The organism is Microvirga sp. HBU67558 (genome assembly GCF_018069605.1).
Classification (GTDB): Bacteria; Pseudomonadota; Alphaproteobacteria; order Rhizobiales; family Beijerinckiaceae; genus Microvirga; species Microvirga terrae.
Genome location: NZ_JAGPUP010000563.1, coordinates 35,855 through 58,715 on the forward strand (window position 1 = coordinate 35,855; position 22,861 = coordinate 58,715).

General features: G+C 59.2%; 22 protein-coding genes. 6 read left to right on the forward strand and 16 right to left on the reverse strand.

Features of this window, described 5'->3' with window-relative positions:
• Positions 1-18 precede the first annotated feature (18 nt).
• The 8 genes from KBI52_RS31130 to KBI52_RS31165 all read right to left on the reverse strand — a co-directional run bounded on the left by KBI52_RS31130 (position 19) and on the right by KBI52_RS31165 (position 8,997).
• Positions 19-1,215: a mandelate racemase/muconate lactonizing enzyme family protein gene (locus tag KBI52_RS31130; protein ID WP_210812746.1), complete on the reverse strand. Its 1,197-nt coding sequence runs from the start codon at positions 1,213-1,215 to the stop codon at positions 19-21.
• A gap of 6 nt (positions 1,216-1,221) precedes the next feature.
• Complete coding sequence (locus KBI52_RS31135) at positions 1,222-2,133, reverse strand: dihydrodipicolinate synthase family protein (RefSeq protein WP_173950177.1); 912 nt, start codon at positions 2,131-2,133, stop codon at positions 1,222-1,224.
• Entirely contained in the window at positions 2,130-2,966 is an 837-nt protein-coding gene (locus KBI52_RS31140; RefSeq protein ID WP_210812747.1) for a carbohydrate ABC transporter permease, read from the reverse strand. The genes KBI52_RS31135 and KBI52_RS31140 overlap by 4 nt, the downstream gene beginning before the upstream one ends.
• A 1-nt stretch (position 2,967) precedes the next feature.
• Positions 2,968-3,807: a carbohydrate ABC transporter permease gene (locus tag KBI52_RS31145; protein ID WP_210812748.1), complete on the reverse strand. Its 840-nt coding sequence runs from the start codon at positions 3,805-3,807 to the stop codon at positions 2,968-2,970.
• Between the two features lie 173 nt (positions 3,808-3,980).
• Complete coding sequence (locus KBI52_RS31150; RefSeq protein WP_210812749.1) at positions 3,981-5,174, reverse strand: extracellular solute-binding protein; 1,194 nt, start codon at positions 5,172-5,174, stop codon at positions 3,981-3,983.
• 164 nt (positions 5,175-5,338) lie between these two features.
• On the reverse strand, positions 5,339-6,145 hold the full coding sequence (locus KBI52_RS31155; RefSeq protein ID WP_173950173.1) for an SDR family NAD(P)-dependent oxidoreductase: 807 nt from the start codon (positions 6,143-6,145) through the stop codon (positions 5,339-5,341).
• Entirely contained in the window at positions 6,142-7,239 is a 1,098-nt protein-coding gene (locus KBI52_RS31160; RefSeq protein WP_173950172.1) for an ABC transporter ATP-binding protein, read from the reverse strand. Before KBI52_RS31160 ends, KBI52_RS31155 begins: the two co-directional genes overlap by 4 nt.
• 27 nt (positions 7,240-7,266) lie before the next feature.
• Positions 7,267-8,997 (reverse strand): SMP-30/gluconolactonase/LRE family protein, encoded by a 1,731-nt coding sequence (locus KBI52_RS31165; protein WP_259060470.1) that lies wholly within the window; start codon positions 8,995-8,997, stop codon positions 7,267-7,269.
• A 114-nt stretch (positions 8,998-9,111) separates the two neighbouring features.
• Between KBI52_RS31165 and KBI52_RS31170 the strand changes: the two genes are divergently transcribed.
• The gene (locus tag KBI52_RS31170; protein WP_210812750.1) at positions 9,112-10,263 is read left to right on the forward strand and encodes a mandelate racemase/muconate lactonizing enzyme family protein; all 1,152 of its coding nucleotides are present in this window, start codon (positions 9,112-9,114) and stop codon (positions 10,261-10,263) included.
• Between the two features lie 11 nt (positions 10,264-10,274).
• Positions 10,275-11,195 carry a 2-dehydro-3-deoxygalactonokinase gene (locus KBI52_RS31175; protein WP_210812751.1) on the forward strand — a complete coding sequence of 307 codons (921 nt, stop codon included), beginning with the start codon at positions 10,275-10,277 and terminating at the stop codon, positions 11,193-11,195.
• Between the two features lie 579 nt (positions 11,196-11,774).
• Here KBI52_RS31175 and KBI52_RS31180 read toward each other — a convergent pair.
• The 3 genes from KBI52_RS31180 to KBI52_RS31190 form a co-directional block, all read right to left on the reverse strand.
• The gene (locus KBI52_RS31180) at positions 11,775-13,010 is read right to left on the reverse strand and encodes an FAD-binding oxidoreductase (protein ID WP_173950169.1); all 1,236 of its coding nucleotides are present in this window, start codon (positions 13,008-13,010) and stop codon (positions 11,775-11,777) included.
• 46 nt (positions 13,011-13,056) lie between these two features.
• Positions 13,057-14,079 carry a 4-hydroxyproline epimerase gene (locus tag KBI52_RS31185; RefSeq protein WP_210812752.1) on the reverse strand — a complete coding sequence of 341 codons (1,023 nt, stop codon included), beginning with the start codon at positions 14,077-14,079 and terminating at the stop codon, positions 13,057-13,059.
• A gap of 79 nt (positions 14,080-14,158) precedes the next feature.
• The gene (locus KBI52_RS31190) at positions 14,159-15,085 is read right to left on the reverse strand and encodes a dihydrodipicolinate synthase family protein (RefSeq protein WP_173950167.1); all 927 of its coding nucleotides are present in this window, start codon (positions 15,083-15,085) and stop codon (positions 14,159-14,161) included.
• A gap of 133 nt (positions 15,086-15,218) precedes the next feature.
• Between KBI52_RS31190 and KBI52_RS31195 the strand changes: the two genes are divergently transcribed.
• Both KBI52_RS31195 and KBI52_RS31200 read left to right on the forward strand, forming a co-directional pair.
• Entirely contained in the window at positions 15,219-15,929 is a 711-nt protein-coding gene (locus KBI52_RS31195) for a GntR family transcriptional regulator (protein ID WP_173950166.1), read from the forward strand.
• A gap of 353 nt (positions 15,930-16,282) precedes the next feature.
• Positions 16,283-16,948 carry a response regulator transcription factor gene (locus KBI52_RS31200; RefSeq protein WP_210812753.1) on the forward strand — a complete coding sequence of 222 codons (666 nt, stop codon included), beginning with the start codon at positions 16,283-16,285 and terminating at the stop codon, positions 16,946-16,948.
• 61 nt (positions 16,949-17,009) lie between these two features.
• On the opposite strand, the gene KBI52_RS31205 is transcribed toward KBI52_RS31200, so the two are convergent.
• From KBI52_RS31205 to dctP, 5 genes are all read right to left on the reverse strand, one after another.
• Positions 17,010-17,894, reverse strand: a complete 885-nt coding sequence (locus tag KBI52_RS31205) for a shikimate dehydrogenase (protein ID WP_173950225.1) — start codon at positions 17,892-17,894, stop codon at positions 17,010-17,012.
• Between the two features lie 22 nt (positions 17,895-17,916).
• Entirely contained in the window at positions 17,917-18,366 is a 450-nt protein-coding gene (locus KBI52_RS31210; RefSeq protein ID WP_173950164.1) for a type II 3-dehydroquinate dehydratase, read from the reverse strand.
• Positions 18,367-18,394: 28 nt separating this feature from the next.
• Positions 18,395-19,696: a TRAP transporter large permease gene (locus KBI52_RS31215; protein ID WP_173950163.1), complete on the reverse strand. Its 1,302-nt coding sequence runs from the start codon at positions 19,694-19,696 to the stop codon at positions 18,395-18,397.
• A complete protein-coding gene (locus KBI52_RS31220) occupies positions 19,693-20,211 on the reverse strand; it encodes a TRAP transporter small permease (protein ID WP_210812860.1) in 519 nt (172 codons plus the stop codon). Before KBI52_RS31220 ends, KBI52_RS31215 begins: the two co-directional genes overlap by 4 nt.
• An 86-nt stretch (positions 20,212-20,297) precedes the next feature.
• Entirely contained in the window at positions 20,298-21,290 is a 993-nt protein-coding gene (gene dctP, locus KBI52_RS31225) for a TRAP transporter substrate-binding protein DctP (RefSeq protein WP_210812754.1), read from the reverse strand.
• 188 nt (positions 21,291-21,478) lie between these two features.
• Here dctP and KBI52_RS31230 point away from each other — a divergent pair, with 188 nt between their 5' ends.
• A complete protein-coding gene (locus KBI52_RS31230; RefSeq protein ID WP_210812755.1) occupies positions 21,479-22,147 on the forward strand; it encodes a GntR family transcriptional regulator in 669 nt (222 codons plus the stop codon).
• Positions 22,144-22,824, forward strand: a complete 681-nt coding sequence (locus KBI52_RS31235; protein ID WP_210812756.1) for a GntR family transcriptional regulator — start codon at positions 22,144-22,146, stop codon at positions 22,822-22,824. Before KBI52_RS31230 ends, KBI52_RS31235 begins: the two co-directional genes overlap by 4 nt.
• Positions 22,825-22,861 lie beyond the last annotated feature (37 nt).

Sequence of the window (22,861 nt, forward strand, 5' to 3'; positions counted from 1 at the left end):
GTTTCGCCGGAAACTCCATCAGCGCGCAGAGCTGCGCCCCTCGGCAACTACGAAATCGAACAACGCGTCTGCGGGCTCGACGCCGAGGCCTAGCCCGGTCGGCACTGTGTAATGTCCTCGCGCGCAGCCCATGCCGCCCCTCGTAAAGGCGAGGTTCCGGTCGAAGACGGAATGCTGGTACTCATGATAGGGAACGCGCTGGAGAGCCGATGACGTGACAAGGCTCGCCGCCATGAAGATGCCAACGCTGATGGATGCATGCGGGATGGTGTTGATGTGGAAGGTCTGAGCCATCCGGCCGATCTGGATGAATTCAGTGATGCCGGTGTGGCCAATCTCCGGTTGGATGACGCCCATGCAACGAGCCTCAAGCCTCGGTCGATACTCATAGACGGTGCGCCATTCCTCTCCGAGAGCCAAGGGCACGCCAATGTTCCTCGCGACCTTGGTCTGCCCTTCGAGATCCTCTGGTTGACATGGGGCTTCGGCGAAGTAGAGGTTCGAAGCCTCAAGGCGCCGGATCAGGCGTATGGCTTCCGAACTCTCGAACTTCCAGTGTAGGTCGACCATCAGGTCAATGTCGGGTCCGACAGCCTCGCGTAATGCGAGCATCTCCTGAACGATCCCCTCATCGGACACGACCGCCGCAAACTTGATGCCACGATAGCCTTTGGCCACCCACTCCACGGCGAGATCACAGCGCTCCTGCAAGGTCGCTCTCGGAAGTCCTGAGACATAGGCCGGGATGGTGGAGTGCCGTCTCCCCCCGAGCAGAGTAGAGATGGAAACGCCCAGATTCTTTCCGGCGAGATCCCAAAGGGCAATATCGACCCCGGCAAGGGCATCCACATAGTAGCCCCCGAAGAATCCCCTCACCCGCATGAGGTCGTAAAGATCCTCGTGGATCACCACAGCGTCGCCCGGGTCGCGTCCAATGATGACGGGTCCAAGAATATCGTCGATGATCGCCTTCGTCGCCTCGGGTGCTACGATCCCATAGCATTCCCCCCACCCCACGTGTCCGCTTTCGCCGGTTACTTTGATGAGCAGGGTCATATCCGTCGACGGATAGATCGTACGATTGCCTTTGCGGATTAGGTAACCACGCTCGTTGACGCGCTCTCCATCCTTCAACGGCCCGAGATAGGGAACCTCGCGCGGAATCGATATGATGTAGGTCTCGACCTGGACAATGGCATCGACTGACTTGTTCATGATTGGTCAAACCGGACGATGATGCTTGTACGGAAGCGATGCTTCCTGAAGCAGGAGAGTGAGCTCGGCTCGATCGCCATCGTCGAGTTTTGGCCCTTTGGCGCGGACGAAGGTGTTGCGAACGACTCCACGCCGACGCAGAACTTCCTTGGTCATATGCATGCGGAAGATCGCCTGAAAAGTGAGAAGAGGTAGCGAGGCGGAGTACAGCCTCCGCGCGGTTGCGACATCGCCCTGGTGCCATGACCCGATCATCATGGCGTGGATGTCGGCGAACTCACAAGCGGGCATGGTGCCGGCTGCGCCGCGGGCCATCTCGTCCATGACATAGCGTCCGCCAGCCCCGCCGAATATTGCATCCACTGAACCGCCCACTGCGTTCTTGATCCGCGTGAGGTGTTGTCCGCAAGGTGGCGTTTCCTCCTTGATGTACCGTACCATGTCGACGGCAGACGCTACGGCCGCCACTTCCTCTGGCGTCAATCCGGCACCGATTGGCTTGGGCTGGTTTTGCAGCATAAGCGGGACGGTGGCATTCGCCGCCACCTGTTGAAAATACTCGGTCTGGGCTTCGATTGAGTTTCCGAGATGCCCCGGAGCCATCACCATCACGGCGGCAGCACCGATCTCCGCCGCATGGGCCACATGACGGGCGGCCACGGCGGGATCGGGATCACTGCCGCCGATGATGATGGGAACGCGCCCATTGATTTCTCTGGCGAGAAGATTGACTTGATTACGCCGCTCCTCCTCACTCAGAGTCTCCACTTCGCTGGCCACACCCGGATAGACGACTCCATCGACGGCGCTCTCAAGTGCAAAGCGGATGATCGACAGAAAGTCCGTTTCATCGATAGCGCCATTTGAACGGAAGGGAGTCGCAAGGACGGGGAAAGCACCTGAAAGCGGGGTCTTCATTTGACAGCTCCTGCCGTAACGCCCTGGATAAAGTATCGCTGGAGGAAAAGGAAAGCCGCCACGATGGGAGCCGACGCCAGTAAGGATGCTGCCATCGCGCCACCCCAATCAGAATTGACTTCGTTCAGATACGTGAGCAGCAGGCCGGGCCCGATGGTTCGCTTGTCGTCCGAGACGATAAGTGTCATCGAATAGAGAAGATCGTTCCATGACCACATGAACGAGTAGAGGAAGACTGTCACGATGGGCGGGATCGAGATCGGGACGACGATTGTGTGGAGGATGCGCAGATCACTGGCGCCGTCCGCCCGCGCAGCTTCGATCAATTCGTCGGGCACCTGCGAGAAATAGCTATAGAGCATATAGGTGGATACGGGCAGGGCAAAAACGATGTAACTCAGAATTAGACCAGGACGGGTGTCCAGGAGCCCAGCCTCGCTCATCAGTGGATAGATGCTGATGAGAAGCAGGCCGAACGGAAACATCTGCGCGGACAGCATGAAGAGCATTGCCGGCTGCCGCCCGGCAAAGCGATACTTTGCAAAGCTGTAGCCCGCGTAAAGCGCCAGAAGCGTGTTGAGGGCCGCACTCGATCCCGAGGCGATCAGGCTGTTGAACAAATACATCGGCAGCTTGCCTGTCGTCAGCGCCGTCACGAAATGCGTCAAAGTCGGAGTCGTCGGAAACGGAGTCGGAACGATGCTGTAAAGCTCAGCGTTCGATTTCATAGAGGATATCACTAGCCAATAGAGCGGAAAGAACAGAAACAGGCCGATCAGCGCGAGCGTCAGGCTGAAGACCACCTTCGAGACGGTGCTGGAAAGATCAAACATGTCAGGCGCCTTTCACCAGCATACGCAGATACAGGAACGCGGGCGGCAGCAGAGTCGCCACCCACAGGACGCCGATTGCCGACGCCAAGCCGACATCCCATTGTTCAAAGGCGCGACGGTAGACTTCGACCGAGAGAACGGCGGTCGCGCGCACCGGTCCGCCCCCGGTCAAGGCATAGATCGTGTCGAATTGCTGCAGGTTCCCGATGACGCCGAGCACTACAACGACGATCAGCACCGGACGAAGGTGAGGAAGAACATGATCGCGTAGGATCGCCCAGTTATTGGCGCCATCGACTCGGGCGGCATCAACCTGCTCCCGATCCAGGTTCTGCAACCCCGCCAGAAAGAACGCCATGAAGAGCGGGATCGACAACCAGATCTTGGTGATGATCACGGCGACCATGGCTCCCGCTGAGGTGGAAAGCCAAGCCTGTGGCATCTCGATAAAGCCCATCTCCAGCAGAAACGCATTCAGCACCCCGTAGCGGCTGTTGAAGATCCAACCCCAGATGAAGGCACTCACCGTGCTCGGCAACACCCAGGGAAGGAGCGACATGGAGCGCAGGAACCCACGGCCGCGGAAGGGCTGGTTCAGAATAAGCGCCCATGCGAGTCCCAGGACGAGCGTCCCAGCGGTTGTGAAGAACACGTAAATGGCAGTCGTCAGGAAAGCCTGCCATACGTCTGGTGTTGCGGCGATCTTGGTGAAATTCCCCAGGCCGTCGAATCGAGGTGCGGGCGTCTCAAGCGTGTATTCGAAGAGTGAGAGCGCCAGCGCCTGGAGGAAGGGATAGAGGATGATGCCTCCAAAGGCGATCGCCGCCGGAAGGAGGAGCATCAGTCCAACTCGGCGCTGACCGGCCTTAAGACCGCCGCGGACGGCATGCGGTGACACCTGGGCAGGTGCAGGACTTGATGGGATCTCGGCGGCAAGGGTCATAGGATCATCGCGTGCAAAGAGATGCGTGTGAATCGCGACTGGCTGCCCTCAAAGGCAGCCAGCCATGCCGGTCAGTTCTGCTTAATGACATTCGCCATGGATGTCTCAAGTCGCTTCTGCATCGACTGGATCGAATCGTCGATGCTCTTCTGGCCCAGCAACGCGCCTTGCACCTCCTCGCCGATAATCTGCGTGAGTTCGGCAGCGTTCGGCCAAATACCGACTTCGTTACGGCGCGGGTTGCCTGCAGCCTTTGCCCAAGCCGTCAGGAACGCGTCGCCTGCTACCTTTGGATTGGCGCGTGCGGATTTCGTGACAGGAAGAGCGCTCTGTTCAAGCGGGAACTTGGATTGCGCCTCGTCGGACGTCAGATAGGTAATGAACTGGCTAGCCGCCGCATCGGCATTGGCCTTGCCGGTGGATGAGAACTGCACCAGCAGATGACCCCACTGAATCGAGGCGGGCTCCCGGCCGGCGATAGCGATCGGCGTCGCAAGAGGCAGGACGTTCGCATCGAAGGCCGACCCCTGGCCGGAGAAGCTGCGCAGGTGGGTCCTGGCCTGCGGTGCATCGAAGAAGAAGGCGGAGGCTCCCTGCGCCACAAGGCGACGAGCATCGGGTCGATCGATCTCGGGGGCGGCTAGACGATCTTTCATCAGCCCAACCATGAAGCCAAGCGCCTGCTTGCCGGCATCCGCGCTCCCGATTTTCACCTTTCCCTGTTCGTCGATGATTTCACCACCGAAGGTCCAGGTCCAGATCATGAAGTCGAGCAGGATCGAGCCGTTATTCTTGGTTGCCATCGTGTATGGCACCGAGTTCGGTACTTTGTCACGTACCGCCACCAGGGCGCTCCGGAACTCCTCGATAGTCGTCGGCGTCTTGCTGACGCCGGCCTTCTCCAGCACCGCCTTGTTAGCAATGAGGCCGATGGAACCGGAGATGAGCGGCAAAGCCAGTTGCTTCGAGCCGACCTGTCCCATGGCGAGAGCATCGGGAGCGAACGTCGCAGCCAGCTTGTCCTTGCCATAGACCTCGTTCAGATCGACGAGACCAGCCACGTTGGCAAAGCTTGGCAGCCAGCGCTCGGACAGTTGAGCGACACTCGGCAGAGTTTTGGAACGCGCTCTCAAGAAGATGTTCTTCTGCATGTCGCCCCAGGCATAGCCCAGGGGCTCGACCGTGAGCTTGGTCTGAGCCTCGAAGCCCTTGAGCAATGCGTCAACGGATGGCTTGGCGGCCTCTTCCGCATAGCTGAAGCTCATGAAGCTGACATCGGCGGCCTTCGCGGCCTGACCCGATAGAGCGAGACTCGCTGCCAATATAGCGGCGGACGCAACCGGTGCGAATCGTTTCATCGTTCTTCCTCCCGATACGGAGCAAAGCCCCATATTTCTGCGCACGTGCTTTGACCGAGGATGGCCGTGCGCTAGACCACCCCTCCGTCGACGATGAACATCTGCGCCGTAACGAGACGCGAGTCGTCGGCGCCGAGCCAGAGCGCCATCCGGGCGATGTCCGGAGGCAAGAGATGTTCCTTGAGGCACTGTACTTCGAGGTATTCTGAAAACTTCCCCTGATAGATGCGCTTTGCCCGCTCGACCTGGCGCTCTGTCAGGACCCAGCCCGGTGCGATGGAATTGACTCGGATGTTGCGCTCGCCGAGCTCTCGCGCGAGCGATTTGGTCAAACCCATCACGGCAGATTTCGCTGTCGTATAGAAAATTAGGCCGGAGGCTCCTCGCATCCAGGAGATCGATCCCATATTGATGATGGAGCCGCCCCCTGCCCGGGTCATCTCACCGATCACGGCCTGCGCGGCAAAGAACTGGTGTCGCAGGTTGGTCTGGAAGCGCTCGTCCCAATATTCGGGCGTTACGTCTTCGATCGGCATGCGGTCGTCATTGCCGGCATTATTGATCAGGATCCGAACTGGCCCGATCCGCTCCGAAAGTGACCTGATGGCAGATCGAAGCGCCCGGATGTCGCGCAGATCTGCCGCCTCATAATGCGGCTGGTTGCCCGTCGCCGCCGCAACACGCCGAGCCGTCTCATGTGCGTAGTCCTGGCTCAGATCAATGAAGCCAACGCGTGCGCCCTGTCCGCAGAAGTGCTCAACCAGGGATGCTCCGATTCCGGACCCGCCTCCCGTAATCAGAACGCCTTTTTCCCTCAAGCTCGGATAGGTGGCGCAATCCACCGTCACGCGTGGGATGAGCTCAGGATGGAGGCTCATGCCGCATTCCTCGCCATCGGCTTTGCGGAAGCCAGCGTCCGTCCGTCTTTCGAGAAGACATGGACGGCATCTGGATTGACCAAGACGCCTACCCGTTCGCCCTGGCTGATGGGGCGCTCTCCATCGAGACGAACGACAATCATCTCGTCGGTGCCATCAAGTGCCACATAGGCGTAGGTATCGCTGCCGAGATGCTCTGTCATGGCGACGCGACCGTCGAGAGCATTGCTGGTCCCCGGTGCGCAGAGTTCAAGATGCTCTGGCCGCACACCAATCTCGTGGGCAGCTTCAGGCGCCGACGTGTTCAACGAGATGGACCCGCCGGGCATTCTCACCCGTCCGCCATCGAGGCGGTGCCCCTGGACGATTAAGAAGTTCATCCGCGGACTTCCTATGAAGCCTGCAACGAAACGATTGGCCGGGGTGTTGTAAAGATCGAGCGGAGACCCGATTTGCTCGACCTTACCGGCATTGAGCACTACGATCTTGTCGGCCAGCGTCATGGCCTCGATCTGATCGTGAGTGACATAGATCATTGTGGTGCCGAGACGTTCCTTCATGCGCGCAATCTCAATGCGCATCTCGACCCGGAGTGCCGCATCCAGATTGGAGAGGGGCTCGTCGAACAGGAAGATCTTCGGCTCCCGAACGATGGCACGACCGATCGCGACGCGTTGACGTTGGCCGCCCGACAACTGGCGGGGCTTGCGGTCCACGTATTCGGAGATCCGCAGCACCCGGGCGGCCGCCTCAACCCGACGGCGGATCTCCTCGCGCGGTGTTCCTGCCAGTCTCAAGGCATAGCCCATATTGTCGGCGACGGTCATGTGCGGATACAGGGCATATGACTGAAACACCATGGCGATCCCGCGCTTGGCCGGAGGCACGTCATTCACCACGTGACCGTCGATGATCATCTGACCGGACGAGATCTCATCGAGACCGCAGATCAAGCGCAGAAGTGTGGACTTGCCACATCCTGACGGCCCAACGAAGGCGGCGAACTCACCGTCTTCGACCGTCAGGTCGATCCCCTTGAGCACGTCGACACTTCCGAACGACTTCCGGACCTGATGAAGCTCTAGTTTGGCCATATCGATTGCGTGTCCCTGAAGTATCTGTCACCCGCCGAAGACGTTTTCCGGTAGCCCCTTGATGCCGGTCTCAATGGCAAAAACGCTGCCCGACAGCGGAGCATCGGCGATTTGTCCCGCAGACAGGCGAATGCGGGCCGAAGTCACGAAGAGGGTGTGCATCTCCGCGCCGCCGAATACGCAGCTGGTCGGCCGGGGCACCGGCAAGTTGATGACGCGCTCCACACGCCCTTCCGGATCATACCGCGTGACGCACCAGCCGTCCCAATGTGCGCTCCATACGAACCCTTCGCCATCAATGGTCAAGCCGTCCGGCTTGCCTTCGCTCTCCGGCACGGTCACGAAAATGCGCCTGTTCTCTATGGATCCGGTCGTACTGTCGAAATCATAGACGTAGATTGTCTGCTTCGCGGTATCGGTGAAATAAAAGAGACGATCGTCGGGGCTCCAGCCTAGGCCATTCGAGACGTGGAAGCCCCGGTCCATTTCATGAACCCTCCCGTCGGGATCAAGCCGCCAGAGCGAGCCTTGCCCCGGAGTCGTGTCGATGGCGAGCGTACCGGCCCATAGCCGGCCATGGCGATCGCACTTTCCATCATTGAACCGGTTCCCCGGACGGCCGATCTCGGGTCGGGCAAGCACCATGCTCTCGTTCGATTCCGGATTGATGGCTCGCACCTCGTTCTGCATGCCGGCAATGAATCCACCTGCCTTGCGCGGGATCAGGAAGCTCGTCAGCTCGGGCATCGGCCAGGAGCGGTAAGTCCCCTTGATCGGGTCGCCAATGCAGACGGACGGCGCGAGAATGTCGACGAAGTAGAGCTGCTGGTCGTGAATAGACCAATGCGGCCCTTCACCCAGGAAGAGACTCGCGGGAATGGCGCATCGCACGTCGTCCCGGTCGGCACCGAGCGGCCGGGGGTTAATATTCAACGACATTGCCACCTCGCCGATATTGCCGGAAATTCGCCGGGCAGCCTCGATGACGTCACGTCCGAGAGCATGGAGGCGCTCGGGCGGCAACCGGAAGGACGGGCCGATAACCCCGATCGCACCCAATGGCTTGGCCTCATGATCCAGAATGGGCGCGGCCACTGAGCTGATGCCGATATTCTGCTCGTCGATGGAAACCGCGTAACCACGAGCCTTGGTGAGATCGAGCTGACTGAGGAGTTCGTTGAAATCCGCAATCGTGTGAGGGGTCAGGCGCTGCAGCTCTGCCTCACCCAGGAGTCTGCGTCGCATTTCGAGCGAGAGATGCGCAAGGATCGCCTTGCCGAGACCGCTTGCATAGGGTTTGGCTCGGCTTCCGACGCCGTTGCCGAGGCGTACCGGCTGCGGGGCCTCGCGCTGATCGATGTAGAGGATCTCATCCCTATCAAGGATTCCGAGTCGCACCGTCTCGCCTGTGAGGTCCCGCAGGCGCTCGAGCTCCGGCTCGGCCGCGCCGCGCAGGTCGAAATCGTCCCAGACCCGGTGTGCCCATTGGAACAGGCGCGAGCCAAGGCGATAAGTCTGATCCCGGCCATCGAGCTTCAGAAGCCGCTCATCAACAAGTGCCTGAAGGATGCGATGCAGTGTGCCCTTGGGCATGCCGGAGCCGTCAAGAAGATCCGTAAATCGGGGCGGCACTGCAGCCGAAGCCACGAGCTCGATGAGCTGAATGCCTCGCGTGAGCGCCTGCACGCCTGGAACTGGCCCAGAAGGGCCGCTTTCGACCTCATCGTCGATTCTCAGCTCCGCCTGCATGCGTCCCATCACAGCTCCGTCGAAAGGATGAGCCTCTTGTCCAATTGACCCTTCCGGATGGGTGGAATTATGTTGGAACCGAGTTCCAAGTCAACTCGCCTTTCGTTGAAGAGGTCCGCCCCAATGAGAATCACAGCCATTCACCATGCTCTTGTGCGGATCCCGTTCACGGAAAATATTCTTTGGGGGTCGGGCCGCAGGATCGGAACGACCCGGCTCATCTGCCGGATCGAGACCGATGCTGGGATCGTCGGATGGGGCGAGACGATCTCGCTGATCGCAGCCGTACCGGCAGTGTTCGCCGATATCGTTGCCAAGGTAGGATTAGGCTATCCTGTGGCCGACGTGGAGCGCCTGCACCGGCATGTTCTGGGCTCTGGCTACTACCACCACAAGAGAGCGGCCGTGATGGCGGTTGCTGCGCTCGAGATGGCCATGTGGGATGCTCTCGGCAAGCAGGCGAAGCTTCCCTTGTCAAGCCTCTGGGGTGGGCGGTGGCGCAAGGATGTGGAAGCAGCCGCCTATCTGTTCACAAAGGACGTGAAACAGCTGAAGGAGAGGATCGGAAGGTTCCTCGACGCTGGCTACGAGACCTTCAAGGTCAAGATTGGCTTCGACGAGCCGAGCGATATCGAATTGGCAGCGACCTCCCGTGAGGCCATCGGCACACGGGCTCTGCGCCTTGACGTGAACGGCGCCTGGACACCCGGCACCGCCAAGCGGCAACTGGAAAAGCTGCGAGCCTTCGACCCGGCCTATGTGGAGCAGCCCCTGGAACTCGATGATCTTGCAGGCCATACGCTCCTGAGGCGATCGACGCCGGTTCCAATCGCCCTCGACGAGAGTGCCTACACTCTGTCCGATATCGGCAACATCGTGCGTGCCGATGCCGCAGACGTGGTGTTGCTCGATCCGCACGAGGAAGGTGGGCTGTGGCAGACGATCAAGGCCGCGGCCATCTGCGAGGCCGTCGGAATCCCGGTGACGCTGCACTCGGGCGCAGAACTGGCGCTGTCCCAGGCGGGCTACATCCACCTCGCAGCATCGATCCCCAACATGAGCCTCGCCATCGATACGGAACGTGCTTATCTCGGCGGAGACATTTCCGCCGCTCCTCCTGCTTTGCTGCTCGGACGTTTTCAGGTCCCAGACACGCCAGGCCTTGGCGTCGAGGTCGACGAAGAGGCGGTGCGACGCTATGCGGTCGACAGCATCGTGGGCGCCTACCTCGACGAGGAGCGCAAAGACTGGTTTCCGGTCAAGCCAGCCTACTAGAGGGATCCAGCATGTTCATTGCGATCGAATGGACCTCGATGACCTTCCACGCCTTCCTCTTGTCCAATGACGGGTCCCTTCGGGGAGAGCGGCAGGAGGCGAGAGGTATCAACCATATCGGTGGTGGCGCCTTTGAAAAGACTCTCCGCGACATCGTCGGAGATTGGACGACAAAGGCCAGCCGCATCTATCTCTCCGGCATGATCACCAGCCGCAATGGCTGGGTGGAGACACCTTATGCGCAGGCGCCTGCCTCTCTGGATGATGTCGCTGCGCAAGCAGTCATAAAGCTTATGGACGGCTTGCCGTCCCTCGTGTTTCTTCCGGGCGTCTCAGTACGCGATCCCCTGCCCGACATGATGCGAGGCGAGGAACTCAAGATTTTCGGCGCGATGGGACTAAACAGCGGCCTTGTCGTCCTTCCCGGCGCTCACAGCAAGTGGGTCTCCGTCAAGAAGGGTCGGATCGAACATTTCGCCACTTATATGTCGGGGGAGATTGCCACATTGCTGAAGTCGAACTCCCTCGTCAGCAAGCTGATTCCGGAACAATCAATCGACAGCCAGGAGGCTTTCCTGCGCGGTGTCAGGCTTGCGCAGGACCGCTGCATTGGAGGCCACGTCCTGCGGCGCATTTTCTCGGCACGCAGCGGCGCTCTGTGTGGAGAACTATCTCCCGCAGAGATCAGCGATTACCTTTCGGGCCTGTTGATTGGCGCGGAGGTGAGGGAGGCGATCGCGGAGTTCAGCGCTCCTGACAACCATGTTACGCTGATCGGCGCTCCTGCCTTATGCCGGCGCTACGGTTTGGCATTGCAGGAAGCCGGGATGAGGTCGTCGGTAACCGACAATGCCGCTCTGAGGGCCTTTCAAGCACTTTGCGTCAGCAGCCCGTGTTTCAGCGGCACGGTAGAATCTGCTTCCCGAAATTGACGCCTCAGCGATCGACGTTGAATGGCGCTGAGTTCGTCTCCGTGGATCAGTTCAACTTCGAACGTCTCTACCAGAACCGGACGACTTCATGGCTTGGAACCTTCCCTAAGCCTGCAGATGGAATGTGCCCGGCAAGGACATCTAGGCGTTCCTAAATCGTCGATTATTGCTATAGCGTCACATTTTACGTGGACTGACCGGATCTTGATTCCCTGCGAGCGGAACCTAGTGCTTGGCTGGTGATTGCCTTTTACGGACTCTGACAAACGCATCAGACAGTGGAGCGCCGCCTGGATGCCCATTCCTTTGCCCAACCAGCCTTACCCCGAACCGACGCCGTCTGACCCCAATCCAGCGCCGGTGAGCCCCCCTACTCCGCCAGAGGCTCCTCAGCCCGAACCTATCGGCGTTCCGCCTACGACGCCGGGCGATATACCACCGCCGGGTGAACCGATCGGAGTGCCTCCCACATCACCACCAGAGATCCCTGTCACGCCGACTACGCCTCAACCGACCGCATGATGGGTATCGGCGCCTAGACTGCTATGGACTGCGCGGAAGCCCTGACGATGTGCCTCTTCAGAAGCGCTGCGCCGAATAAGGCTTTAGATCGATCGAGCTAGGCCTTCCATCGACCAAGTCTGCGACCAGCAGTGATGTGATCGCCGCCTGGGTCAGACCATGATGACCATGACCGAACGCATAGACCACGCGGGCGTCTCGTCTGGATGCGCCGATGACGGGAAGAGAGTCGGGAATGGACGGCCGAAAGCCCATCCAGAGTCTTGCATTTTGTGTCGCATCGAAGTCGGGAAGGAAGCGCTTCAGGCGAGAGATCATCGCCGATGTGCGGTCATGATTGGGATGGGAGTCCAGTCCGGCGAACTCGACGGCGCCGCCAACCCTGTCACCGGTATCAAGGGGCGTGGTGACAAAACCCTCGCCCTCGAACATGATCGGACGGTTGAGACCGAAAGCACCCTTGGGATAGGTGGCATTATAGCCGCGCTCCGTGTCGAGAGGGATCCTATCTCCCAGCATCCTTGCGATCGGACGTGACCATATCCCAGCTGCAATGACGACCTTGTCGGCAGAGACACTTCTTTCGGAATCGTTCGTTCGCACATGGATTCCGCTGTCCTCTGCCTCCACCGCTAGAGCGCGGGAGACTACACGCACTGCACCTCGCTCCTGAACGAGCCTCATAAGATCGGACGCCAAATCGGCAGGATCGGAGATGTGGCACGCATCCGGATAGAGAGCACCAGCTTCGATGTTTTGAAGCGCAGGCTCCAGTCGCTTGAGATCGTTGCCATCAAGCACATCGATCTCAATGCCGAGTTCACGCTGGTGATCGAGGACATCCCTGGCCCGCAAAAAGGCCTCCTGACGCCTCCACACGGACATGATTCCGTTCTCTCGCAGATGCGTGCTCAGATTCAACGAGGATAGAAGCGCCTTCCAAGACGGTAGCGCTTCCGCGTTGATGGCACGAATGGCCGCCATGCTCGCCTTGATCCGCATGGGCGATGAGGATAGCACGAAACGGATGAGCCATGGCATCAGCGCCGGAAGATAGGTTGGCCTGATGGTAAGGGGTCCCAGCGGATCCACGAGCCAGCCTGGAAGATTCCGCCAGACTTTCGGCGACGCGAGTGGCATGATGTCGGTATGGGCAATCCAGCCGGCATTGCCGTCCGTCGGCCGCCTCGCCTGATTGCCCGGGTCAATGAGAGTGACCCGATGACCTCTGTCGAGGAGGGCATGCGCGGCCGTTAGGCCGACGATTCCAGCACCGACGATTGCGATCCGCATCCTGCATCCTGTTCACTTGAATACACACGCCCCGACAACCGGGGCATCAGGCTCGCACGGTTCGATCCACAACCTGGAATCCGTGCGCGAAGGGATCGCGATCGTCGATGACGATGGTGTTGAAGCCTGTGACCCGCGCCCATCCCTCGATGGAGGGAATGATGGCGTCGCGGTCTCCGACCTTCGTGCGCCCTTCGATGCGCCCAATGAAGGTGGAGCCGATGATGCTCTCATGAACGAACTCATCGCTTTCTTTCAGATCCCCCCGCGCCGCGAGATGCGCCATTCGGGCCGATGTCCCCGTGCCACACGGCGATCGATCGATGGCCTTGTCGCCATAGAACACGGCGTTCCGAGCCGTTCCGCCCTTCGTCTGCGCCCGTCCCGTCCACAGAACATGAGTCAGGCGGTTGATCTCCGGGTTTTCGGGATGCGCAATCCGATAACGGGCGTTGAAGGCTTCCCTCAGCCTGGGGCTCCAGCGCAGGACATCGGATGGATTGATGTCCGCCAAGTCGGAGTAGAGAGCCTGCGGTTCGACGATGGCGTAGAAGTTGCCGCCATAAGCGACGTCCACGGTTAGAGAACCGAGCCCTTCCACCTCGACCTCGTATCCTGTGCCATAGAGGAAAGACGGAATGTTGGTGATCCGAACCCGTTCGATAAAGGGGCCATTCTGCTCATAGCGCGCCTCGACCACCCCTGCCGGCGTGTCGAGCCGCAGGAGGCCCGGCATCCTGGGATGGATCAAACCGTTCTCAAGCGCAATGGTGACGGTCCCGATCGTCCCGTGCCCACACATTGGGAGACAGCCGGACGTCTCAATGAACAAAATGCCCACGTCGCAATCGGAGCGCGTAGGCGGGTAAAGGATCGAGCCGGACATCATGTCGTGTCCGCGAGGTTCGAACATCAGACCTGTGCGAATCCAATCGTACTCGGCAATGAAATGCTGCCGGCGGTCGAACATCGTCTCCCCCTTCAACTGGGGAATGCTACCGCCGGACACCACCCGAACCGGGTTGCCGCAGGTATGGCCATCAATGCAAAAGAAGGTGTGACGCGCCATCGCTCGCTCGCTGATCAGAGATATTGCCAACTTCCATCGAAGCGGCGAAGGATATCGTCAGTCCTTCGCCGCGACTTCCTCAGGCAGCTGATTTCAAGCCGACGTCCGGAAGAGTCGGACGGCTTCTCAGGGCCTTGTCCATGATCGCCTCCACCTCTGCGCGCTCGTGGGCGTTCAGAGGGAGGCGCGGCGGGCGAGTTAGTTCCGTTCCACGGCCCATGATTGCCTCACAGAGCTTGATGCATTGCACGAGATCCGGACGAGCGTCGAGGTGAAGCAGCGGCATGAACCATTCATAGAGCGCCTTCGCTTCTTCATAGCGACCCGCCTTTGCCAGCCTGAACAGGGTTTCGCCTTCCTGAGGAAAGGCATTCGACATGCCGGAGACCCAGCCGGCAGCGCCGAGCATCACGCTCTCAACCACGACATCGTCAAGACCGGCGAACAGAACGAAGCGATCACCAACCATGTTCTTCGTATCGGTAAACCGGCGGGTATCCCCTGACGAATCTTTGAAGCAGACGATCGTTTCACAATCGGCGAGAGAGACCAGGATGTCGGGGGTCACGTCATTTTTGTAGATCGGAGGGTTGTTATAAACCATCACAGGTAGGTCGGTCGCTTTGGCGACGCCCCGGAAATGTGCGGCGGTCTCGTGCGGCTTGGAGGAATAGACCAGGGCCGGCATGACCATGACGCCATCGAGCCCTACCCGCTCGGCTTCTCTGGCAACCTCCGAGGCGAAGGCCGTCGTAAACTCAGCGATCCCGGCGATCACCGGAACTCGTCCCCGAGCGACCCCTTTGGCAGTCTCCATGATTGCCACCTTTTCGGCTCGGCTTAGTGACGTGTTTTCCCCCACCGTTCCGCAGACGATCAGCCCGGAGACACCGTCTCTGATCAACCCATCTATCACCTGGGCCGTGGCCTCGAGGTCCAGCTCGTAGTTCGATTTAAACTGAGTGGTAACCGCGGGGAAAACCCCCTCCCATCCGATCTTGGCCATTCCGCCTTCTCCGATACTGGACATTGATGGGCATTATTGTAGATTGTATAAAATCTACCTTGTCAAGTCAGACGGGGGTATGTTGCTTTAGCGGCGATGACTCACGTGCATTGACCTCATCAACGGCGATCCAATGGGCCTTGAAACGAAATTAGTCGCCAAGCCGACACAAAAATCCCTTCAGCATCGGACAATCGCTGCTGCGGTAGCAGAAAGTCTGCGAGAGCGAATTTTGGACGGCGATTTCAAGGCCGGATTTCCCCTGCGGCAGGACGCCTTGGCAAACGAGTTTGGCGTGAGCCGAATCCCCATTCGCGAAGCATTGATGCAACTTGAGGCAGAAGGGCTCGTCAAGATTCACCCTCACCGGGGAGCCATAGTCTCGGAGCTTTCGACAGAGGAAGTCGAGGAGCTTTTTGAGCTCAGAGCCTTGCTTGAGCCGCGACTTTTAGGGGCGTCCGCCAACCGTCTCACGCAGGATGATTACAAGACGCTCAAACAGATCCTTCAGGAGTACAGTGCTGAACTCCGGGCGAACCATGTCAGGCGCTGGGGCGAATTGAATACACAGTTTCACGTGCTTTTGTACCGTCACGCAGAACAGCCTCGTACATTAGCGATCGTGGTTAATCTCCTTCAGGAATGCGACCGGCATACCCGCCTCCAGCTCTCCCTCACGGATGGCATGAAGCGCGCAGAGGCAGAGCATGCTGATCTCCTTCATCTCTGCGAGACCGGGCAGATCACAGCGGCCTGCGATCTTTTGAGGGCACATATCGAGGACGTCGGGAAATCGCTGCGGACATATCTCGAGCAGCATCAGCGACCGGGTGAAACCCGCTGAGTGCCAATCTCTCCAGAGACGGCTTCTCCAGGCCGATCTGCCGATTTCAGGCGCTTGGCGCTCACACGCCGATGATCGCGCCCTGAGATTTGCTCCCCAAGCGCTCATCCTTAACCTCGGCTTCTTACAAGGGACGGAGGTGCTGCGCGGTCGATGGAGACACGGCCCCTACCCCTTTGGAGATAACACTGAAGCGCCTGGAAGAAGGCACACTCGCACTTCGTAGATATTGCTACGTCCGATCTAAGATCGATATCCTAAATACAGGCAAGAGCTCTGTACGTAGACTACTAAACTCAAGAATATCCGCCGAACCTCTAAACGGCGACCGAGATTGGAACTGGGGGGCTCCAATGACAGCAGGAATTCGGGTGGGCGTGATCGACAAGCACCCTCTCTTTCGGGATGGTGTAGTCCTCGCGCTGCGCACTCAGGCGGACATAGAGGTCGTTGGCCAAGGGGCTTCGATTTGGGACGCGATCGACCTGGCGGAGAAGTCTCAACCGCACGTGATCGTGGTTGATGCCGGCACTTTGGATTGCAGCATGGGAGCGGTCGAGTCGATCCTCCAGCAGCATCCCTCAATCCGGATCCTTATTCTTGCTGATGAGGCATCCGAGGACCATATCCGCGCAGCTTTGAAGCGTGGCGTGCGGGGCTACCTGCTGAAAGGTAGCAGCGCCGGCGAGTTGGCCGAAACCGTGCGGGCGCTGAGCCTAGGACAGTGCTTCATCTCGCCAAGTCTCGCGGCGAAGCTGCTCATGCGGACTGGCCCTGAAGCGACAAGCGAGGCAACGGGATCAGGTCATCTGTCACACCTGACACCGCGCGAACAGCAGATCTTGTCGATTCTCGCTCAAGGCCGCAGCAACAAGGAGATTGGCAGCAAACTCGAATTGAGCGAGAAGACCATCAAACATCATCTGACGAACATTCTTCAAAAGCTGCATGTCCGGAACAGGGTGGAAGCCGCTCTTGTGGCATCCAATCACCTTTCTCAGAAGCGGCTAGCCTCCTGAACCAATCGCATACCGTTTCTGCCGTGTCTGCTCAGTGCCGGGAGAAATGATCAATCGAGGCTCACATCTCGCTGAAATGCTGAAGCATTCGAGTCGCGTCCGGTTCAATCCCGGTGAAGAGGCGAAAAGCGCCAACGGCTTGAAAGACCGCCATTCCTCCACCAGACATGGTGCGGCAGCCTCGCGCCCGGGCCTGCCGTAGCAATTCCGTTTCCAGCGGAAAGTAGACAATGTCGGAAACCCATAAATCGCGATGCAGTAGGTCCGCGGAGAAGGCCATGCCAGGATACTTGGCCATGCCGAGCGGAGTCGTGTTCACCACGCCGTGAGCAGTCGCAAGCGCCTCCGCAGGAGACACGCCGGAAAAGGCGCGCTCAGGACCGAAGCGGTTGCACAAATCTGCCGCGAGAACATCAGCCCTAGCCCTATCAGTATCGATCACGATTACCTGACCTGTCCCCAGTGTCAGAAGTGCGTGGGCAACGGCGGCCCCTGCTCCGCCGGCCCCGAACTGAACCACTCGGTCGCGTTCGACGTCGGGCAGTTCGCGCTGAAAGCTTTGTGCGAACCCCCACCAGTCAGTATTGTGCCCAATGCGATGCCCATCCTTCAGCACAACCGTGTTGACGGCGCCGAGCGCCGCCGCGTCGGGTGCCAGTTCGCCAACCAGCGGGATTACAGCCTGCTTGAACGGATGGGTGATGTTGAGTCCTGCAAACCCGAAATGTTCGGCAGCGGCCACGATATCCGGAAGCGAATGATGGTCTAGACCGAGCGCTTCGAAATCAATCAGCTTGTAAATGTATCGAAAACCCTGACGTGCCCCTTCCCGCTCGTGCAAGCTGGGTGTTCGCGACGCCTGAATACCGGTGCCTACGAGGCCAGCAAGGACAGACGGTCGTTTCCAAGAGCCCAAGCCTTCATCACCATGAGACTTCAGTTCCATCAGATCTTCGCTCTCCATGAACTCAACCAGCCTTCGTTGATTTCGAGATCATGGCGAGCAGGGAGCGCACAGCCGTCGGGTAGCCGTCAGTGCCCAAGCCTGCAATAACAGCGGTCGCCACCGGAGAAACATAGGATTTGTGATAGATCGGTTCGCGCCGATGGATGTTCGAGATATGAAGCTCGATAATCGGACCCGGAAACATCTTCAAGGCGTCCATGATCGCCATGGAGGTGAAAGTGAAGGCCGCCGGATTGATGATGATCCCACATCCCTCGTCGATGGCTTCATGAACCCATTCGATAAGCTCATATTCCCGGTTGGACTGTCGGAACACCAACGGGTGGTCGCCTGCGGCGCCCCGGCACAGGGCCTCGACTCCATCCAAGGTCGTGCGCCCATAAATCTCCGGTTCTCGCGTTCCGAGACGATTGAGATTGGGCCCATTGAGGATGTAGATCGGCTTGCTCATTGAGGTGCTTCTCGCGATTGGAGCAGGCTTATCCCTGGTAGCCGAACAGGCGCGGCAGCCAGAGCACGGTTTCAGGAACGAATGTCAGGATGGCCAGGGCGACGATCATGGCGAACAAAAAGGGCAGAGTGTCCCGAACGATGTCCCGCAGGGGCTCGCCTGATATGTTCGCCATGATGAAGAGAAGCAAGCCGTACGGCGGGGTGATCAGCCCGATCATGATATTGACGACGACCACGACCCCGAAATGGACAAGGTCGATGCCGAGAGCCTGAGCCGTCGGAATGAAGACCGGAACCACGATGAGCAGGATTGCGGTTCCTTCCAGGACGCAACCGAGGAGCAGGAGAAGAATGTTCACGAAGATCAGGAATCCGACCGGGGAGAGGTCCCACCCGGCCAGCAGCGCCTTCACCCCTTCCGGAATATTTTCGACAGTGACCACGTAATTGAAAACGAGCGCGCCTGCGATCAGCATTCCGATCGACGACGTGGTACGCGCACTGACTGCAAGCGACTGATAGAAATCGCGCCAACTCACGCTGCGGTAGAGCCCGGCGGAGATGAGAAGGGCATACGCTGCAGCGACCGCGGCGGCCTCTGTGGGCGTCATGACGCCGCTATAGATGCCGCCGAGGAGAACGACTGGCATCATGAGCGATGGAAGTGCCTCCCACGTGATGCGTGGAATTTTTCGCAGAGGGACCGGTTTTTCAACCGGGAAGTTCTTGCGGCGGGCCGTGATGGCGACAATGATCATCTGGCTCAGCGCCATGAGTAATCCCGGGATGACCCCACCAAGGAACAGAAATCCGATGGAGGCATCGGAAACAAGTGCATACAGCACCATCGGAATGGACGGCGGGATGATGGGGCCGATGACGGAGGATACTGCCGTTACGGCGGCGGCATAGCTCGGCGTGTATCGCCCGTCCCGGGTCATCATGACCTGCATCATGCGACCCGTGCCGGCAGCATCGGCGATGGCCGATCCCGACATCCCGGCGAAGATGATACTCTGTAGAATGTTGACCTGTGCAAGCCCGCCGCGGAAACGGCCAACGAGGGCATTGCAGAAGGCCATGAGTCGGTCGGTCATGCTGCCGATATTCATGAACTCGGCGGCAAGGATGAATAAAGGAACAGAGAGAATCACGTAGTTGGAGTACATTCCGTTGAGGAGTTGCTCGGCAGCAGTGCCCATGTCTTGGCCGGCCAGGAGCAGATACAAGATCGACCCTGCAATCATCGAATGCCCGATCGGCAACCCCAGGAATGCAAGAGCGGTGATCGCGACGAGTGACAGCGAGAAGGGGCTGGTCAGGTTCATACGCCGGAACTCGCCTTGGTGGGATCAAAATCATCCGGCGCGACGCCGCGCACTGCCTGCCACGCGAGCCAGATGTAGCGGATGATGGTTGCAACGACGAAAACGAGATAGATCGAAAACAACCAGTCGAACCGGATTTTGAGATAGCTGGTCTTTTCTACCTTCATGAAGGTGACATAGTCGAAAACTGCCGGGAGCGAGACGAGATACAGTGCGATAAGCGCTATGGCGGTGATGACGCACATGACCCTGCGGGCCTGGGGACCGACTGCACCGTAGATGATATCGAACCGGATTTCCTCGCGTTCGGTGACGACGAACGAGGCCCCCCAGAGGACGAGCCAGATCCAGAGGACGACACTGATCTCATGGGTCCATCCGATCGGGAGGCCGAGGAGATACCGGAATGCGATCTGCAATAGAAAGGCCAGGAACATCGCACCCAGCATAGCGGCCGCCACATTCTCGGCACGGCGAGCGAGCCAGGCACCAATCAATCGCAAGGATAAAGTCATGAAAGCCACCGCTTCCTAAGGAGGCACCGAGCCGATGGGGAAGTGCAGTCGCCGGACGATTGCGCACCGACGACTGCAGGTTCTCGCTACATCGCGTTGATCTTGTCGAGCATGCCAGGCTGCCAACCCTTCGCCAGGTCGGACGCCAGGTACTTCTTCTGTGCATATTCGCGGAAGGCTTTCAGGTCGGGTGTATAGACATCCAAGCCCCTTTCCTTGAAGAACGTCGCGAGCTCAGCCTCCTTTTTCAGATGCTCCTGCGTGCTCCATTCGATGGCCTTGTCGGCAGCGGCCTGGAAGGCTGCCTGCTTTTCAGGCGACATAGCATTCCAAACCTTGTTGGATACGGCCAGAACGTCGAACCCCACAAGGTGCGAGGTCAGAGCGACCTGAGACATGACCTCATAGAACTTCATGTTCTGTACGTTCGGAAGCGGATTGTCCTGACCGTCGATGGCGCCGGTCTGCAACCCTGTATAAACTTCGGCATAGGCCATGGGCGTCGGGTTTGCACCGAGTGATTGACCCAGGAACTGCCAGGCATCGCCTCCAGGCATTCGAAGCTTGATGCCGGCAAGGTCCTCAGGCTTGCTGATCTTCTTGCTTGGCTTGAGACCCACGTGCCTGGCGCCGAAATAAGTTGGGCCGAGGATGTGAATACCAAGCTGGTCGGAGGCCATTTTTTTGAGCTGCTGGCCAACATCGCTCGCGAACACCTTCTTCAAGTGATCGGCGTCGCGGAAGAGGTAAGCGGATGTCACGATGGACCAAGCCGGGATCTGGTTGGAGATGTCCTGTGGGGCGATATTGCCCATCTCGAGGTTGCCGCGTTGCATCGCGACGAGTTCGGTTCCCTGCTTGAACAGGGTGCCACCATAATACGGTTGGAGAGCAAACCCCTGCGCTTTTATCTCTTCTCCGAACCGCTTCATCATCTCGGCCCGGATATCCTGCTCCGAGAAGACCGCCGAGAATCTGAGATTAGTCGGGGCCTGAGCCTGGGTGCTGCCGCTCATGCCGCAAGCCAAAAGGGCCGCACACGCACCCACCAGGAAGCGACGATTGATCGTGAATGTCATAGTTCCCTCTCCTCTTCGTGTTGCGCATTAGTCTGCGTCTTTGCCGTACTATCTGCTTTGAGAAACCAAGAATCAATAGTCGATATCGAAAATCTCTGATAATCTGGATTTCAGCAGTTATTTTCGAATGCATGTAGAACGCGGCACTGTCGGAGGAAGCTCAGGCTCGATCATGGGGAAGTGGCTGAATGAGCATTGAACTGGTGGCAACGTCTATTGCCGACCAAGCCCATACCCGAATCCGGGACGATATTATTTTCGGGCGCCTCTCCCCTGGAACCAAGCTGCGGCTGGACCGGCTTTCGAGCCTGTACGGGGCGGGAGTCAGCACCCTGCGCGAGATTCTCAGTCGCTTGTCGTCCGAGGGGCTTGTCATCGCCGAAGGCCAGCGCGGCTTTCGGGTCGCTCCGGTCTCCCCTCAAGGTTTCGAGGATGTCGCGGCGATGCGGCTTCTCCTTGAAACCTATGCGCTGCCTCTGTCCTTTGCGGCCGGCGACCTGGAATGGGAGAGTCGCGTCGTCGCCGCCCATCACAAGCTCGCTTCCCTGGAGCGGCGGATGCTGGCCGGGGATCAGGGCGGCACGGAGCTCTGGAAACGATATGATAGGGAGTTCCACCAATCTCTCATTGGAGCCTGCGCTTCTCAGACCCTGCTTGATCTCTATGGCGGCGTTTTCGACCAGTACCTCCGGTACCAGATGGTAGCGGTCGTGTTCCGTGGCGAGATTGCCGCTAGGGAACACAAGGCGTTGCTCGACTGCGCTCTTGCACGCGATGCGGACCGGGCCTGCCAGGTACTGACCGGGCATGTGAACGGATGCGTGGCCTTCACCCTGGAAAGCGGGGCCTTGAAATGACAGATCACGGACAGGAGATTCCACAGCCTTCGACAGTTGGAGAAACCGCCTACCAGAAGGTCCGCGCCGACATCGTGTTCGGTCGCCTTCCGCCCGGCAAGAAGCTGAGGCTCGACGGGCTGAAAGCCGATTACGGTGCCAGCATCAGCACGCTCCGGGAAATCCTCAACCGGCTCCAATCGGAACGTCTGGTGGTCGCCGAAGGCCAGAAGGGATTCGAGGTCGCGCCCGTGTCGATCGCGAACCTGCGGGAGATCGCTGCCCTGCGCCAGCTCCTCGAATGTCGGGCCCTGGAGCAGTCATTCCGGGCCGGCGACATGGAGTGGGAAGGCCGGGTCGTCGCCGCCCATCACCGGCTGGCCCGCATGGAGGAGCGGATGGCTCATGGCGACAGAACGCATTCCGAGGAGTGGAAGCGGTACGACTGGCAGTTCCACCAGGCGCTGATCTCGGCCTGCGGATCGAAGATGCTGATCGACACCCATGCGGCCGTCTTCGACAAGTACCTTCGCTATCAGATGATCGCCTTGAGCTATCGCGGCGACATCGCGGAACGGGAGCATGCACAACTCATGGAATGCGCCCTGAAGCGGGACGCGAAGCGGGCCTGCGAAGTCCTCACGCAACACGTCGCCGGCGGCGTCGAACACGCCCTCGCCACCGGCACCATCAGATGACATCGGACGCGGCCGGCGGGATCAGCCCTGCTCCCGG